Origin of the sequence: Microcoleus sp. B3-A4, from assembly GCF_036705385.1 — a bacterium.
In the GTDB taxonomy this organism is placed as follows: domain Bacteria; phylum Cyanobacteriota; class Cyanobacteriia; order Cyanobacteriales; family Microcoleaceae; genus Microcoleus.
In genome coordinates this window covers 12,853-29,440 of sequence record NZ_JAUBUI010000057.1, presented here as the reverse complement: position 1 = coordinate 29,440, position 16,588 = coordinate 12,853, and the positions used below count along the sequence as shown (strand labels likewise).

The following is a 16,588-nucleotide window of genomic DNA, read 5'->3' as shown; positions in this document are numbered from 1 at the left end:
CCGAAAGTTATTTGTTATCAATCAAAAGACTTAACAAATCGCCCACCACTGCCTTCAGCCAGAATCTTTGGTGAGGGGCGAATAATCGGCGATCGCAAAATGGTAAATCGCGTGGGCCAAAACTACTAGAGCCCATCCACCCGTTACCGAAATTGCCCAAGGCCAATCAGCCTTTTGCAAATTGTGAACAAACCACAAACCAGAATTGGTAGCAGAAAAAAGACCGACGTGGATAGCAAAATTCATCCGGTCATCTAACCGACGGTACTCTGGATCATTGCGATCGGGTTTGCGGGGCCAACGAGGAGGCATAGTTTTTCACTTGATATTAGTAGTTCCGTGCCTATTTTAATCTTAAGTGCAGCTTTTTGAATTCTGCATCCCTCTCAAGGCAGGAAACTTATGCCTCTAAGTTTTCATAGTCCCCTGACTTGCCGCCACTTTTGCTTACCAGGCGAATCGACTCAATGGCGATCGACTTTTCCAATCCTTTCGCCATATCGTACAAAGTCAGCGCCGCCACCGAAACCGCCGTCAGCGCCTCCATTTCCACCCCTGTTTCCGCCTTAATTTTCACCGTCGCCCGGATTTGATACCCCGGCAACCCTGCATCCGGCATCACCTGCACCTCCACGCTACTCAGTGGCAGAGGGTGACACAGAGGAATCAAATGTGCAGTCTGTTTGGCCGCCATAATTCCAGCCAGCCTTGCAGTGCCCAACACATCACCTTTCGGCGCATTCCCCGCTTCAATCGCCGCAAACGTCTCCGGCAACATCCGCACCCGGCCTGCAGCCACAGCTTGCCGCACAGTCGCCACCTTAGCTGAAACGTCCACCATTTGGGCTTCCCCGCTGTTGTCGAGGTGAGTTAGCTGTGCCACATCGGGCAATTTAGAAAAAGTTTGCGAAAGGTCTTGCATTATTTTGGTAATGGTGTTACTGTTAGATTCTGTGAGAAAAGAACTTAATCAATTTTAGATTAAATCTCAACTCAACAGGGGCTTGTAGCTTAGTTGGATAGAGTGCATGGCTACGAACCATGAGGTCGGGGGTTCGAATCCCTCCAAGCCCACTACTAAAAGTTATGAATTTTGAGTTTTGAGTTTTGAATTAAGAAATTAATCCAACTCACCATTCAAGACTCATAACTTTTTTAATTGGTATTTAACCAGAAACCTCACTCTTTGTGCAACAGGCCCGAAAGCCGGTTTTTCTGCTAACTCATCGATTCAAAGCATAAATATCTTTGCCTCGACCGATCGCAAATTTCATCGAATTAGACAAGCCCTTGCTAGACTGAGTAATAAAAATCACCAAAGCCAAGCCAGCGAGGCCCGCCGCAAAACCAAACATATTTCTGTAGCCAACTTGTTCAGCAACAAAGCCTAAAGTCGGCCCTGCAACCGCAATCCCCAAATCAAATCCGCCAATACAAAGCGAAAACAAGCGGCCCCTTTCATAAGGTTCGCACCTGTCCGACATCAGCGTTACCATCATCGGCAAAACCGTACCGCCCGCGCAACCTTCAACCAAAGCTGCTATTAAAAAAGCACTGCTGTTGTTAGCAAAATACAACAATAACATAGATACGGCATAACAGATTAAGCCGCCAGAAATAAACAAGCCGCGGCCGTATTTGTCCGAAGCCCCTCCCGTGAGCAACCGTATACCGAAACTGGCGATAGCCGCCGTAGAATAAAATAATCCAGGATTCAAATTAGCCTTCGTTTCTTGGAGAAACAAAGGCATAAAAGTGCTCAAAGTTCCAAATACTAAACCAACCACCAATAACACTACAGCCGGAATCCGCACTCTCGGATTCCAGAGCATTTCCCAGTATTTTTGGCTATTTTTGTCCTCAGATAGCGACTCCGAGAGTGTTAAATCTGCAAAATTAGGTTCGGAAATTTTGGCGGTAAAAAATACAGCCGTTGCAGCTAACGCCGCCGACATCGCAAACAGAGGAGTATAACCAACCCAAGCTTGCACAAATCCGCCAATAGCCGGCCCAACTGCTAGACCAATAGGATTCACCAAGCTCATGTAACCGATTAATTCGCCCCGCTTTCCTGGCGGGGATAAATCTGTTACCAAAGCGCTGTAAGCTGTAGTAAAAGCGGCGATACTAAGGCCGTGAAAAACGCGAATAAGTAACAGTAAGGGGATAGATTGAGCTAACAGGTAGCCCAAAGGGGCGATCGCAGCGACTGACGCACCTAGAATCAAAACTTGTTTTCGCCCTCTGCTGTCGGCTATTTTACCCAATTGCGGCCTCGATAGCAAAAGTCCGATCGCAAATGCACCCATCACAAAGCCAATTTGCTGTTTTGTGCCGCCCACAAATTGAACGTACAGTGGCAAAGTTGGCAGCAGCGAAGCCAAACTTGACCAGAATAGAAGCCCTGCGGTGAATAAAGTCAGCAAGCTGCGTCTGGGTTGGGGCTCGATGTCCCTAAAAATATTCAAGATGCTAATTCCCTTTAAATCTTCTGAGTGCGCTCAAGCTGAGGTCGAGTGTATCTATATCATTGTGTTACAATTTCTTAATATTGGCAACACAAAAACTTGATATTCTACTCACAGTCAAGCGCGAACAGTCAACAGTCAACAGTCAGCATTCTTACCAATCAACCTCAGCCCTTTCTCCCACCACCCGTTCATAAACCCACTCGGTTTCTATCGCCAACTTCGGCCAACTAAATCGGCGTTCCAAATCCTGATAAGCATTGTCAACCAACCACTGCGCGTAACCCGGATTTTTCAAGACCTCCAAAATTCCCCATGCCAAAGAATCCCGATTGTTTGCCTCAGTAACAACGCCAGTTTTAGTGTGCAGCACCACCTCTGGAAGTCCGCCCGCATCCGAAACCACCACAGGCACTCTTGCAGCAAAGCTTTCTAACGCTACAATCCCAAAAGGTTCGTAAAGACTGGGAAAAACCGCGCAGTCAGCCACCGTCTGGAATTTGTCGAGATGTTCTTCAAACATGAACCCAGTAAAATAACACTTATTCCAAATTCCTAAATGCCAAGCTAAATGTTTTAGATGGTCTGTATTGCCGCCACCAACAATTACAATTTTCGCTTTACCCCCCATTTCCCAAATTACTTTAGGTGCAGCATTTAGGAATACACCTATACCTTTTTCATAGCTAATTCTTCCTACATAATAGACAATTTTCTCATCATCAGCAGCAAACTGGCGACGGAAATCCATCGCGTCAAATTCGTGCCAGCGGGGCTTTTTATCTGGTCTAATTCCGTTGTAAATTACCTCTATTTTGTTCCACGGAGTCGATAGTACCCGTTCGGCTTCCCGCCGCATATAATCACTGCAAACAATTACTCGCCAAGCGTTGTAAGCGAGGTCGTTTTCCTTGGTGTGAATGTAGCGCTGCCCTTCATTGTGGATGCCGTTGAAGCGCCCGTATTCGGTGGCGTGGATGGTGGCAATTAGCGGTACTTTAAAGGTATGCTTCAGGGCGATCGCCGCATCTCCCACTAACCAATCGTGAGCGTGGATGATATCAAAGGGGCCTTCCTCAAGCATCAGTTTTCCGCCTTGGTGGCCCATGCTTTGGTTGAGGTTCGCCACCCAGTGAAAAAAGTCCTTGGCGTGTCCCACTACCACCCGATGCACACGTATTCCTTCCACCACTTCGTACATCGGCGCATGGCCGAACTCTACTGTAATTAAGTGAATGTCGTGCCCCAGCTTCACCAATTCTGGATATAGTTCCGATACGTGGCGGGCGATACCGCCTACGATTCTGGGAGGAAACTCCCATGCCAATACCAAAATTTTCATCTTTCTCCCTCCAAATAATTTATATATCTTAATGTTTAGGATTAACAGATTTATTGTATAATAACCAACCTCAAATTTGAGTCGATCGTAAGTTGATGGTTAATGCCTGACTTTTGGCAGCAACCAAGACAGAAAATCATGCCTAAACCAGGTTTTTGCACGAAATTGCTCGATCGCCATTGCCTGAAAAAAACAGGTTTCCTCAAGATTAGTGCCACAGAAGGAAGCAATGGCGATCGTAGCTACCCGCTTACCGTTTCTTCAAAATCGGCTCCAATTCGCCGCGAAAACGGGTCCAAGCAGCAGCCGATGCAGAATTAGAAACAGCACCCTGACGCATCAAAATCGCGCCGTCTTCAAAGCCAACAATTCCGTAATCTCCCGATTTGGACATTCGATCGATCGCCGGTACGATCTCCCGCAACTGTCCCCGTTCCGTGCCAAACGCAGCCTGATACTGCTGCAACTGCCAGAGATCGGCAATTACATATTCCATCTTCACTGCCTTCCCCGCATCATTGCGGAGTTCCAACATCGGAAACCTGAGAATTTCCCGGCGACTTGACAAAATCGGCACAATAGTATTCGTTGCTGCCACGCTAGCATCAGCAGGAATTTGAGCCAACAGCGGCCGCACTTGCCAAACGTGCTGCCATTGTCTGACGAGAGGAACCTGCACCCAAGGATCGATCGCATCGGGCACAATCCAAGAAAAAGTCCGATTTGGGTTAGAAGTGAAGGTAAAAAATAGCGACAAGCAGATGCAAAATGCCCAAAAGCGGCGAAACTTTGAAGATGAAGGCAGAGGAAATAAAGCAGAAGGAAAACGCAAGAACATTTTTTCCTCTCTCACCATTCTATCTTCTTCCTTTTGACGCTGGGCCCACCACAGAATTGCCCCATAAAAAAGCCCTGGAACCACAGTCATCGCATAGCGAATATTAATCGCCAGCACCGACTGTCCTTTCGCTAAAAATAGCTTCAGCAGCGGAAATCCAGCTATCATCCAAGACGCAGGCGCGAAAGCTGGAACAAAAGCTAATGGCAACCACTGACCAAGGAGGTATCTAATCTTACCAAAAAACGGAGTAAATAATGCAGCCACCAACCGCCCGGGATTGCTAACCATTCCCCAAATAATTTCAAGAGTTGAAGCTTCATTTCCATCGGCATATTGACCGAAGCGCTCCATCATAAACCGCTGAGATATGTCAGCAGAAAACCGAGGCATAATCAGATTGGTCAGGACGATCATATAACCAAAACTGAGTAGGCAGACGGCTAAACCAGTCCTGGGGTAGCGCCGACTCAAAATCAGGTAAACTCCGACGCCGAATAAAACAACTCCCCCATCTTCTCGCACGGCCAAAATTAAAGTTGCCAGAATCCCAAACAGCGGCCACCAGCGCTTCTCCATCGCCAGCAGCAAGCTAAAGACATACAGCGGCATTTGACAAATATCGTGAAAATTGCCCAAAGTCGGGCCGATAACCGCGTTAGCGCAGTAATAGCTCACAACAATTGTCGCCGACAGCCTCGGTTCCAGATAGTGTCTGGCGAGAGCATAGAGCACCCCTCCCGCCGCCGTAATTAAAGTCACCTGCAACACAGTCAAAGTGACGGGCGAGGGAAACAGCGAGTAAATTGGCAACCACAGCATTAGTGCTGGAGTAAAATGCTGCCCCAACCGGTAGTAAGATACTTCCGGGAGCTGGTTTTGGTGAACCACATTAGTGGACAACGCCGAAGAGAGGGAACTCTCAAACAAGTGACCCCGGGTGCCGTTCCAAAAAAGTTGATTGAAAATGCCTTGGTCGTAAGTAGCGTAAAAGCTGTAGTAGCGGTGCAGTGTCAGCAACAGGCACAGCACAAAAAAGGCGGCCGCCACTTGAACCACCACCCGCAGCGACTCATTTTTCTTCCATCTCAAAAATATCATCTGCCCGCCTGTAATGAAATTATCGGACAATAGCATAAATCTAAAGTAAGTATTAAATTAAAGTAGAAGTGAAATAACTCGGCTCGGCAATGCTCAATTATTTTCACCCGATCGAAAAGCTCAACAGCGTCCATCCAACACTCGGCACCAGCGGCACTGACTGTTCTCCCGAACAGCAGGCCAATTCCGCACCGCTTTTACAGCTTTTGCTGTTCGTAGACAAGCGTTCCTCTTCCCGGGAACAGACCAGACACATCCGCAAGTCCCTCAAGGATTTGAAAGCAGACTGCGACTTTGAGCTTCAAATCATCGACGTAGGAGAACAGCCCGACTTAGCCGAACACTTTAAACTTGTAGCCACTCCCTCGCTGCTCAAAATTCATCCCGATCCGCGACAAACTCTCGCCGGCAGCAATTTAATCGCCCAACTCGAACACTGGTGGCCCCGCTGGAAGCGTTCTGTAGAAGAATACGCAGCTCAGCAGCAGTCGGCCTCAGCACTTGCTGAAAGCATGACTAACCCAAAACCCATCTATTCCGTTGCTTGCGCGGCCGAACTTGTGCAGCTTTCCGATGAAGTTTTTCGTCTCAAACAGGAAAAAGAACACCTGCAAGAGCAGTTGCAGTTGAAAGACCGGATTATTGCGATGCTAGCTCACGACTTGCGTAATCCCTTGACGGCAGCATCTTTGGCTTTGGAGACTTTGGAGTCAAGTCAGAAGGTGAAAGAGGGGGAAAAGTCGCGTTTGACACCGAGTCTGGCGGCTCATTTGATGAAACAAGCCCGCCGCCAAATCCAAATTGTCGATCGTATGATTACAGATATCCTGCAAGCAGCCCGGGGTACAAACGCTCAACTCCACATTGAACCAAAAAGAATCGAACTGGGGGCGATTTGTCAAGATGTAATCTTGCAGTTTCAAGACAAATTTCAGGCGAAAAGTCTGAACTTAGAAACAGACATTCCCGCAGATTTGCCCTTGGTTTATGCCGATCCCGATCGCATCAAACAAGTCATGGTCAACCTGCTTGACAACGCCAGCAAGTACACCCCAGACCGAGGAACTGTTAATCTTTCCATTCTCCACCGCACCGCTTACAAAGTTCAAGTCAGCATTTGCAACAGCGGCCCGGGAATTCCTGAAGAAGATTGCGCGAGCATTTTTGAAGACAGCTTTCGCTTGCAGCGAGATAAATCAACAGACGGTTACGGCATTGGACTGTCTCTGTGCCAAGGCATCATCCGCGCCCACTACGGTCAAATTTGGGTAGATTCTATACCCGATAGAGGCAGTTGTTTTCACTTTACCCTGCCCGTCCAAAAATAAAAGTTAGCTGTCATTTGTCAGTTGAAAAGTAGCAACCGAATTTTCTATTACAGCTCAACTTTTCCGCAGTGCAGTAATAATCTGTGCGTTTGCCTTGGGAAAAGTAAATTGGTCAATTTCGTCCAGTGTCACCCAGCGAATTTCATCGCATTCAATCGTTTGCGGTTCACCGCTGACGTGGCGGCAGTGGTGCACGTATAGTCTAACTGTAAATTTAGTGTAGTCGTGGTCAATTGTAATCAAGCGATCGCCAACTTCTACGACAATCCCCAACTCCTCCATAATTTCCCGTTTTATGCAAGCTTCGATTGTTTCCCCAGGCTCTATTTTTCCGCCCGGAAACTCCCAGAAACCCCCGTGCAGTCCATGTTGTCGGCGCTTGTCAATCAAAATTTGTTGGCGATCGTTCCAGATTGCAGCAACGCCGATAACTTTGTGGGCCGAAGGAGGAAGAGACATATTAATTATGAATGGGGAATTGGGAATTGGGAATTGGGAATTGGGAATTTAAGAATAATATCAATAATTATTCAATTATTATTGAATCAACAATCTAAAATCTAAAATCTAAAATCTAAAATCTAAAATCTAAAATCTAAAATATTAAGCCCCCATCTTGCGAGGGGGGGCTTGACACTTGGATCACTTAAATGTTAACAATCTACTAATCGTCCGAGCCATGTCTCTCACTGGCTTGTAGGGACTTTTCAAAAGTCATTCGCTGTTCGGCATTTTTCAGAAAATAACCGCTAATCATAGCCGAGGCGAGCAATCTACCCAAATGTTCGCGACTGGTAGTCACTGTCACCCCGAAGTGTTCCGAAGGCAAATTCCCCAATAGTCCAACAATATTTCGCTCCATTACTTGAAACACTTCGTGAGAAGTCGGCTTAGACAACTGAGAAACTGTGTCGGGAGCCATTGACTGCACGTATTGCCATAATAAGTTGGCATTTTCTCCGTCTTCTTCAAAGAATTCTGGGGATTTATTAGATGAGTTGCTCACGAGTACCTCCGTTGCAGATACAGCTTGTTATTTTAGACGCGGGTGGTTAAATTAAATAACCCTTATCCGATCGCTGCTGATCTTTATTACTAAGTAATTACTAATGTAGCAGGACATTTGTAGCAACCAAGTGGGCACAACCGAATTAAAAGCGGCGGTTTTTACGATTTTAGATTGGGGATTGCGAGTGGGCGAAATGTCCGATCGCCAATCCCCAATAATCTAGCTAGCTGGCTAGATAATCGTTGATATCTTGCTTGCGCTTGCGGAGCTTGGTCAAAGCTTCCCGTTCTATTTGCCGCACTCGTTCCCGACTGATGTTGAGACGATCGCCTATTTTGGCCAAAGTTAGGGTTTGCCCGTCTTCTAAACCGAACCGCAAGGCGAGAACTTCTCGCTGTTGCTGAGTCAGTTCCGCCATTAGGTGGTCTAAGTCAGTCCGCAGGGAAGATTGCAGGGCAAAATCTTCCGGGGTAGTACCCGTATCTTCCAACAAATCGCCCAACTCTGTATCTTGATTGTCTCCCACGCGCAAGTCCAGGGAAAGTGGCAGGCGCGCGCGATCGAGATATTCGCGAATCTGTTTGGGAGTCAATTCTAGCTCTGATGCCAATTCAGCAGCCGTGGCCGCGCGACCAAGCTGTTGAGCAAGTTGGCGCTGAGCCTTTTTAATTTTGTTGAGCTTTTCGGTGATGTGGATCGGCAAGCGGATGGTGCGACCTTTTTCGGCGATCGCCCGAGTAATTGCCTGACGAATCCACCAATAAGCATAAGTAGAAAATCTGTAGCCCTTAGTCGGGTCAAATTTTTCTACTCCCCGCTGCATCCCGATCGTGCCTTCCTGAATTAGATCCAGTAAATCTACGTTGCGCTTGATATATTTTTTGGCAACAGACACTACCAGGCGGAGATTCGCTTCCACCATTTGGCGCTTTGCTTTTTCCCCCTGCTCGATCGTCCGCTGCAACTGTGCCTCAGACAGCCCAACTGCCTGTGCCCATTCAGCCGCCGTCGGGTCGCGGCCTAACTCTTCGGCTAAAATATCTTTCTCCTGATGCAGTGCGGTTGAGCGCTGTACCTGTTTCCCGTAGAGAATTTCTTGCTCATGGGTCAACAAGGGAACGCGGCCGATTTCCCGCAAGTAAGCGCGAACAGAATCTGTATCTGAGGACTTAAGAGTTTTCATGAGCTTTTCCCGCTGAGGATCTGTGCCTCTAAAGGTTTGCGGTAGTCGCAAACCCCTAGCTTTAGCTGGGAAGGAAAGCGGGCGGGGACTTGCGCTTTCCTTCCATTTAAAGAGGCTTAATTTTATGGTAGCTAGCTACTACTCCCAGTCAGAACCGTCTCAGGTTAGGTTTTGGTTGGGGTGTGCACAATACTATCTTATGTTAAGAATCTTAACATTTGTGAGAGCACTTGCCTACACTTCTTCATATTTATTTCATGCCAGCCTGAACTGTTGATACGAGAGTATCCGCTTTCCTGGCTTTACAGTTTGCATCAATATAAACAAAATCCGCCACATCTCAGAGGGGTAGATGGGGAGAGGGGGAGGAAACACTGGGGCACAGCGAAGTGAAAAATACAATTTAAAGGCCCAGTAGCTTCAGTTGGCGATCGCACAAAGAACCCAAGAAACCGGCCTTTTTACCGAATCTGCGGGCTGTAACGAGGTATTTTGGTTGAAAAACCCGATTTCAGGCCACCCGTCTGTCCAAGGGTAGAAATCTGAAGTTACAGATATTGATGAACCCGCCCTACAGATAAGGATTAATTAACAATTAAATAAGAGATTTGAATAGCAGGCATTCGCTCTCCTATGTGCAAATAAATCTGCGTTTATCTGCGGTTTCTCTATCAATCAAAAATTTATGCAATAAGTCTAATCAGTTCTTTGCCGTTGAGCTTCGTACAACATGAGGGCTGCTGCGATCGACACATTTAAAGATTCTACGCCACGACTCAGGGGAATTTGGATTTGTCGATCGGCCAAACTCCTCAATTCTTCCGACAAACCAGAGCCTTCGTTGCCCAAAACTATCAAAGTCGGCACTCGCAAATCTACTTCCCAATAACTTAAACTGGCCCCGGCGACGGTTGCTAAAATTTGCATTCCTCGATTTTTATATGCAGAGACTTCGGCGGTTAAATCGGGACTGACTGCCATTGGCAGCTTAAACCAAGCTCCTGCTGAGGCGCGCAGCACTTTGGGATGGTCTAAATCGGCGCTGTCTGCGCTCAGCAGCAAACCGTCGGCATTAGCAGCCGCAGCCGTGCGGACGATCGCCCCCAAGTTGCCGGGATCTTGGATTGTTTCTAAGGCTATTCCTAAAGTTGACAATTTTGCGGGCTCTGTTGCTGTGCGGGGTGCGGTGGCGACAATGCCGTCGGGTTGGACTGTAGTGGCGATCGACTCTAACACTTTTGCACTTACTAATTCTGTTCGATCGGCTAAATTACCAACTTGCTGCCAAAGTTCCCCGTGCTGATCCAGCCATTCGGGAGTGCAGCAAACCGTTGCTAGCGGGTATTTTGCCGCGCAAGCTTCTTCGAGCAAGTGCGTCCCTTCGAGTAAAAATAATTGTTGTTCCCTGCGTCCCTTCGAGCTGTGCAGCTTGCGAATTTCTTTAACTAGGGGGTTTTGAATACTTGTCAACATTGTTTAATTCAGCAGAGCGAATGGGGTTATTGCCTTTACCGGGTTAACCCCAAACTTCCTTCTGCCTTTGGAATGCGGAACCCGGGACTTGAACCCGGAAGGCTTGCACCACATGAACCTGAATCATGCGCGTCTACCAATTCCGCCAGTTCCGCATCGGTCACGAATTACTATGTTGCCATGTGTTCACCAGTTTGTCAAGTGTTTTGGGAAATATTTTTTTCCTCGGCTGCGAGTAATATTTTGCACAAATTACTGTTCGGGTTGAGAAATGCTTTAGTTTCGAGGATTTACTGTTAGCGAAACATCGCTAAACGCTGTGTAGTTGAGTAGGGTGCGTGAGATCCCGTCGCGTTATTAATAATCCACAAGCTGGGATCTGACGCACCCTACGGGATTTGCTAAAAAAATGACAATCTAATCGGCCAAATCGGGGAAAACCTCGCGCACGGCCGGATGCACCAATCGGTGATTCTGCACGTTCAATCCCTTCGCCAAACTCGGATTCATTTGCAAAGCTTTAATCCCGTTATTTGCCAACTGCAAAACATAAGGCAAAGTGCTGTTATTCAAAGCTTGAGTCGCAGTCCAAGGCACGGCACCGGGCATATTCGGCACGCCGTAATGCACGACTCCTTCCTCAACATAAGTAGGATTTGTGTGAGAAGTTACCCGCAAAGTTTCCACGCAGCCGCCTTGATCGACAGCGACATCAACAATCACAGAACCGGGGTGCATCTTGGCAACAAATTCGCGAGAAACCAGAATAGGAGCTTTTTTACCTAAGACCAAAACAGCGCCGATTAACAAATCAGCATCGGGAACAACTGCTTCAATTTGCAAAGGACTGCTATAGAGGTATTCTACTCGGGAACCGAACAGAGTTTCTAAATAAGCTAGGCGATCGACATTTACGTCTAAAATCTGCACTCTCGCGCCCATTCCTACAGCAATTCGCGCTGCTTCTGTGCCGACAATTCCGCCGCCCAAAATCACAACTTTACCCGGTCTTACCCCTGGTACACCGCCCAAAAGTACGCCCCGGCCGCCTTGCTGTCGTTCTAGAAACCGAGCTCCGAACTGCACGGCCAAACGCCCTGCAATAATACTCATCGGCGTCAGGAGCGGCAATTTTCTGTCCGGGAGTTCGACGGTTTCGTAGGCGATGGCCTGGACTCCGCTGCTGATTAAATGCTCGGTTAATGTGCGATCGGCTGCCAAGTGCAAATATGTAAACAGCAACTGCTCTTTTTGAATCAGCGGATACTCCGCAGGCAGCGGTTCCTTAACTTTAACAATTAGTTCGCGCTTCCAGACATCTGAAGCGTTTAAGACAATCTTAGCCCCTGCTTGAACATAGTCCTCGTCCGCAAAACCGGCCCCAGCACCAGCATTCGTTTCCACAAAAACTGTGTGGCCTTTGTCCGAACAAGCCCGGACACTTGTGGGACTGAGCCCGACTCGAAACTCTAAATCCTTGATTTCCTTGGGGACGCCTATTTCCATCTATAACCTCTAATCTCAGCCATACATAGATCGAATCTAACCTAAAAACCATCCCCAGCGGGACAATACCATTGTAGATTTTAGATTGGGCAATCCGGCTGGGCTAGGAGAATTTTTGTTGGATTTTCCGCCAGAGCGATCGCAATTTCCCAAATTGATCGTATTCCATCAAGTCGATCGTCTTTTTAGCTTGTTCCAACTGTAACTGTAGCTGTTGAATTTGATATTGGTAATTCTGCAATTCGGAATTGGCTGCCTCCAACGGAATTCGCAGCGCCGTTTCCCCAGTATTTTTTCTGATTGCAACATCGTGATAGCCTAATGACTGAAAGGCAAAAAATACCATTTCCCAGTTATTCGCAATACAAAACTCGTTGACTGCTTTCGCCACACCGTAAGGCATCACCTCGCATACCGACCAATTCGTGTAATCGTTAAAAACCATCATTCCTTCGGCTTTAACTTTAGTATAACCTTGCTGAATATCTTTACATACACCTTGATATTCGTGGTCGGCATCGATATATATCCAGTCAAAATACTCGTCAGGAAAGCTCCTTAAAATTGTCGAAGAATCGCCTTCGTGAAGCTCTACCGTTCCATTTTCTATCCCTTCTTGAACTAGACTTTTTTGTTTTTTGCTGATTTCTGCTTTGAATAAATCAAAATTATAATCAATCAAATGCAGCTTTTTGGGCTTGGCGATAGCCATAATTTTTTCGGCAAAGCGCCCGTATTGAGTTCCCACCTCAGCCACCACACTATCTTTAGGCAGATATTCCAATATCTTTAATCGACTTTCAACAAAGCGACAATTCTTAACGTGACAATCTTGAAGCATTGGGGCCGAAAGCAGGAAGGGATTGTCATCAAAATTATTCCACTTCTCGTTATTCCAGTCCTTAGTCGATGCTAAAAATCTTTTTTTGTATTCTACAAAATCAAACATATTATTCCGCTGATAATTGAACTCGATGCCGTGGGAAAAATATCTAATTAATACCAAGCATTGTGTAGTCAGCACATACCTTGTTTCGGCAATTCAGAAGCAATGACTAAAGTACCTACTACATTTTTTTGACATTTTTGACATAGGGGCAATTTGGTCGGCTACAAAAAATCCTCGGGTAATCCTATTTGATTTGTGAACGAGATTTTTTGTAGAGGAACCCCTGATGGTGTATAGAAGGAAAAAAGAAAGAAATATTAACTTTGACCAATCCTGAAAGGATTACTATTTAATTTTAAGTTAACCCTATTTTAGATTAAAATACACCAGGGTTTAATAGATGTGATTAAATAATAGCTGATAGAGAGTCTGCTGTCAATATATTTTATCGCTCACTTATAATTAACAGGCTTGCACTCAGCGGGTCTCAAAACAAATGCCACGAATACCTACCTTAACATTCGATCGCGGAACCCTCCTGCTACACCCGCCGCCCAAAGGCAGAGACTGGGTGGATTTTGCGACATGGGACGATCGCGTGGAAAAATACCGCATTCGAGCCATTCACTACCGCCCGCTGGTAGAATGCCTCCAAGCCGAGTGCATTCACTTCACCGACGAAGCTAGGGGATACGAACTACTCGAACTCGTACCCAGCGTGGAAATGCAGCCTTACCAGCATCAATCACAAGCCCTCGCAGCTTGGCAAGAAGCAGGAAGCCAAGGAGTAGTCGTCCTCCCCACCGCTTCCGGCAAAACTTATCTGGCACAATTAGCCATGCAAGTCACTGGTCGCAGTACATTAATTGTAGTACCAACTCTCGATTTAATGCACCAGTGGTATGCTAATTTAAAAGCAGCTTTTCCAGACATCGAAATCGGATTGTTGGGCGGAGGTTCGCGGGACAAAACGCCAATTTTAGTCGCTACCTACGACAGTGCAAGTATTCATGCAGAAACCTTGGGCAATAAATACGGTTTGCTGGTTTTTGACGAATGCCACCATTTGCCAACGGACTTTTATCGAGTAATTTCCGAATATGCGATCGCGCCTTTTAGACTCGGACTGACAGCTACACCCGATCGCACAGATGGCCGCCACAGCGATTTGCATTTCCTGATCGGCCCGACAGTATTTAGCAAAAGACCAGAAGATTTGGCAGGCGATGCTTTAGCCGACCATAAAATAGTTCAAATTATGGTAAAACTGTCAAAAGAAGAAACCGACCGCTACGCCGAATTAATCAACATTCGCAACGACTTCTTAAAACAGTCTAACATCAGAATATCCAGCCTCGAAGGTTGGAAACAGTTTATCATGGCAAGCGCGCGATCGCCCCTGGGACGGCGCGCCATGCTAGCCCACCGCCAAGCCAAAGAAATCGCCCTTTGTACCGAAGGCAAACTGCGAATCTTAGCCCAAATACTAGCAGAACACTCTCCCCAGCGCACCCTAATTTTCACCGGAGACAACGCCACAGTTTACCGAATTTCCCAAGAATTTCTCATCCCCACAATAACCCACCAAACCCCAGTCAAAGAACGCCACGAAATCCTCGATCGGTTTCGCAGCGGCGAATACAAAACCCTCGTCGCCTCCCACGTTCTCAACGAAGGAGTGGACGTTCCCGACGCCAGAATTGCTATCATATTGTCAGGTACTGGCAGCGAACGCGAATACATTCAGCGATTGGGTCGAGTTCTCCGCAAAAGCAGCGATGTAAATAAGTTAGCAATTCTCTACGAAGTCGTCACCGAAGACACCAGCGAAGAAAGAACATCTCAACGCCGCCGAGGAGGAATGCAGCTTCACAAACCCCAACCACAAACACAAATAGAACCGCAAAAGCCAGAATATCAGAAATTAGAAACCGTCAAACCGACACCCATTTACGGAGTCAACCGAGAGACAACCAAAAAAGCAGCAGAATCACCCGCAAAATGGGGAGAAGACAATGATGAAATTCCGTGGTAGCAAGCCTAAACTATTTCTAAACACTCTCTTTCTTTCTCTCTCTTCCCTTCGCGTTCTTCGCGTCTTCGCGGTTCGTTAAAAATAAAAAACTATTAACAAATGCTACCCACTGATTTATTAAGTCACCGCCAAAACGGAGAATCAATTATTCCTCTCCGCCTCAAGGTAGATGCTAAAAACTTGGAAGCAGCTACCGAAACGATAAACTGCTTTCAAGAGTCGATCGGCAAAACCCAAGGCGAACTCGACGGACGCTTGCTAGAATTAGAAGGCGACAGCCCCGATTATCGGCTGAAACGGGGATTAGCGCACCTGCTGAAAGGCGGTTTCTGCACCTTGGAAGTCATCAGTCCCCTAGAACCCTCAGAGTTGAGACAGCGGGTTTTTGCCTTGTCTGCGCGATCGACTCCCGGCCCTCAATCCACCCAATTAACCCTGGAAAAAGTAGCAAGTGAACTCAGCCAAGAGTTAAACAGAGAAGTTTTGCCTCACGAAATCACTACAGGTTTATACGCGGATTTAAACGAAAACAAAATCCTCACTGAGTTTAATGCACCAACTCCCGAAAACTTGCTTCACAAATACAATCTTTCTCAAGTTCAAGGCATATTTTACCGAGCAAGTCAAGTCCAATTAACCGCCCACCGCAACGATCCAGGAGAATACAAACTCTTATTTCGCTATCTGAAACTATTTCAATTAATGACTTACATCGAAGGCGATGCAGACCACGGTTTTACACTGACAATAGACGGCCCTACAAGCTTATTCAAACCCAGCACCCGCTACGGCTTAGCCCTGGCGAAAATGCTGCCCGCACTGCTGCACGTCACCAAATGGAGTATGCACTCGACACTGCACACAAAAGATCCTTTTAGCGGTGTTTTGAAAACAGGTAAATTTACCCTAAATTCAGACTGCGGTTTAGTCAGCCACTATCCCCCGGGCAAGCCTTATGATAGTATGTTAGAAGCCGCATTTGCTGAAAGATGGAATTCCACAAAAACCGAGTGGCAACTAGAGCGAGAAGTTGATTTAATTCCGATTCCAGGTAGTGTGATGATTCCCGACTTTCGGTTGGTGCATCCCGACGGGCGAGTATTTTTATTAGAAATAGTTGGCTATTGGCGGCCGGAGTATTTGCAAAAGAAATTTGCACAAGTACAGAAGTCTGAATGCGATCACTTGATTTTAGCTATTTCCGAACGGCTGAATTTAGAAAAAGCCGGGGTGAATGTAAATGACGTGCCAGCAAAAGTAGTCTGGTTTAAAGATAAATTGCTGCCCAAATCAGTCCTGGAAGTCCTCGAAGAGTAACCAATCCGCGCATCAGTTGCAAACTTCTTTCTTTCTTTCTTTCTTTCTCTCTCTCTGCGCCCTCTGCGCCCTCTGCGGTTCAAAAAAATCCTCCTCAAA

14 protein-coding genes and 2 tRNA genes are annotated in these 16,588 nt (G+C 46.7%); 4 read left to right on the top strand and 12 right to left on the bottom strand.

The features are described 5' to 3' along the window. Positions 1–54 precede the first annotated feature (54 nt). Positions 55–312, bottom strand: a complete 258-nt coding sequence (locus tag QUB33_RS20535; RefSeq protein WP_006633890.1) for a 2TM domain-containing protein — start codon at positions 310–312, stop codon at positions 55–57. A gap of 88 nt (positions 313–400) precedes the next feature. Further along, positions 401–922, bottom strand: a complete 522-nt coding sequence (moaC, locus tag QUB33_RS20530) for a cyclic pyranopterin monophosphate synthase MoaC (protein WP_333353420.1) — start codon at positions 920–922, stop codon at positions 401–403. 78 nt (positions 923–1,000) lie between these two features. Here moaC and QUB33_RS20525 point away from each other — a divergent pair. Beyond that, positions 1,001–1,074: transfer RNA gene (locus QUB33_RS20525), tRNA-Arg, on the top strand. Between the two features lie 149 nt (positions 1,075–1,223). Here QUB33_RS20525 and QUB33_RS20520 read toward each other — a convergent pair. The 3 genes from QUB33_RS20520 to QUB33_RS20510 all read right to left on the bottom strand — a co-directional run bounded on the left by QUB33_RS20520 (position 1,224) and on the right by QUB33_RS20510 (position 5,785). Next, positions 1,224–2,468 (bottom strand): MFS transporter, encoded by a 1,245-nt coding sequence (locus tag QUB33_RS20520; RefSeq protein WP_333353417.1) that lies wholly within the window; start codon positions 2,466–2,468, stop codon positions 1,224–1,226. 154 nt (positions 2,469–2,622) lie between these two features. Next, on the bottom strand, positions 2,623–3,810 hold the full coding sequence (locus tag QUB33_RS20515; RefSeq protein ID WP_333353414.1) for a glycosyltransferase family 4 protein: 1,188 nt from the start codon (positions 3,808–3,810) through the stop codon (positions 2,623–2,625). Between the two features lie 250 nt (positions 3,811–4,060). Continuing rightward, a complete protein-coding gene (locus tag QUB33_RS20510) occupies positions 4,061–5,785 on the bottom strand; it encodes a DUF2079 domain-containing protein (RefSeq protein ID WP_445299545.1) in 1,725 nt (574 codons plus the stop codon). 53 nt (positions 5,786–5,838) lie between these two features. On the opposite strand from QUB33_RS20510, the gene QUB33_RS20505 reads away from it, so the two are divergent. Beyond that, positions 5,839–7,077, top strand: a complete 1,239-nt coding sequence (locus tag QUB33_RS20505; protein ID WP_333353408.1) for a histidine kinase — start codon at positions 5,839–5,841, stop codon at positions 7,075–7,077. A gap of 54 nt (positions 7,078–7,131) precedes the next feature. On the opposite strand, the gene mutT is transcribed toward QUB33_RS20505, so the two are convergent. The 7 genes from mutT to QUB33_RS20470 form a co-directional block, all read right to left on the bottom strand. Continuing rightward, complete coding sequence (gene mutT / locus QUB33_RS20500; protein ID WP_333353405.1) at positions 7,132–7,536, bottom strand: 8-oxo-dGTP diphosphatase MutT; 405 nt, start codon at positions 7,534–7,536, stop codon at positions 7,132–7,134. 205 nt (positions 7,537–7,741) lie between these two features. Then, positions 7,742–8,083 carry a DUF760 domain-containing protein gene (locus tag QUB33_RS20495; RefSeq protein ID WP_333163818.1) on the bottom strand — a complete coding sequence of 114 codons (342 nt, stop codon included), beginning with the start codon at positions 8,081–8,083 and terminating at the stop codon, positions 7,742–7,744. 226 nt (positions 8,084–8,309) lie between these two features. After that, positions 8,310–9,269: an RNA polymerase sigma factor, RpoD/SigA family gene (locus QUB33_RS20490; RefSeq protein ID WP_333258887.1), complete on the bottom strand. Its 960-nt coding sequence runs from the start codon at positions 9,267–9,269 to the stop codon at positions 8,310–8,312. Between the two features lie 696 nt (positions 9,270–9,965). Beyond that, positions 9,966–10,742, bottom strand: coding sequence for an RNA methyltransferase (locus QUB33_RS20485; RefSeq protein WP_333353401.1), 777 nt, complete (start codon positions 10,740–10,742; stop codon positions 9,966–9,968). Positions 10,743–10,815: 73 nt separating this feature from the next. After that, positions 10,816–10,897: transfer RNA gene (locus QUB33_RS20480), tRNA-Leu, on the bottom strand. Between the two features lie 262 nt (positions 10,898–11,159). After that, positions 11,160–12,248: an alanine dehydrogenase gene (gene ald / locus QUB33_RS20475; protein WP_333353398.1), complete on the bottom strand. Its 1,089-nt coding sequence runs from the start codon at positions 12,246–12,248 to the stop codon at positions 11,160–11,162. A gap of 103 nt (positions 12,249–12,351) precedes the next feature. After that, positions 12,352–13,272 carry a class I SAM-dependent methyltransferase gene (locus QUB33_RS20470; protein WP_333353394.1) on the bottom strand — a complete coding sequence of 307 codons (921 nt, stop codon included), beginning with the start codon at positions 13,270–13,272 and terminating at the stop codon, positions 12,352–12,354. A gap of 361 nt (positions 13,273–13,633) precedes the next feature. On the opposite strand from QUB33_RS20470, the gene QUB33_RS20465 reads away from it, so the two are divergent. Together QUB33_RS20465 and QUB33_RS20460 are read left to right on the top strand one after the other, a co-directional pair. Next, positions 13,634–15,172, top strand: coding sequence for a DEAD/DEAH box helicase family protein (locus QUB33_RS20465; RefSeq protein WP_333353391.1), 1,539 nt, complete (start codon positions 13,634–13,636; stop codon positions 15,170–15,172). A 99-nt stretch (positions 15,173–15,271) separates the two neighbouring features. After that, positions 15,272–16,489, top strand: coding sequence for a DUF790 family protein (locus tag QUB33_RS20460; protein WP_333353387.1), 1,218 nt, complete (start codon positions 15,272–15,274; stop codon positions 16,487–16,489). Positions 16,490–16,588: the final 99 nt, after the last annotated feature.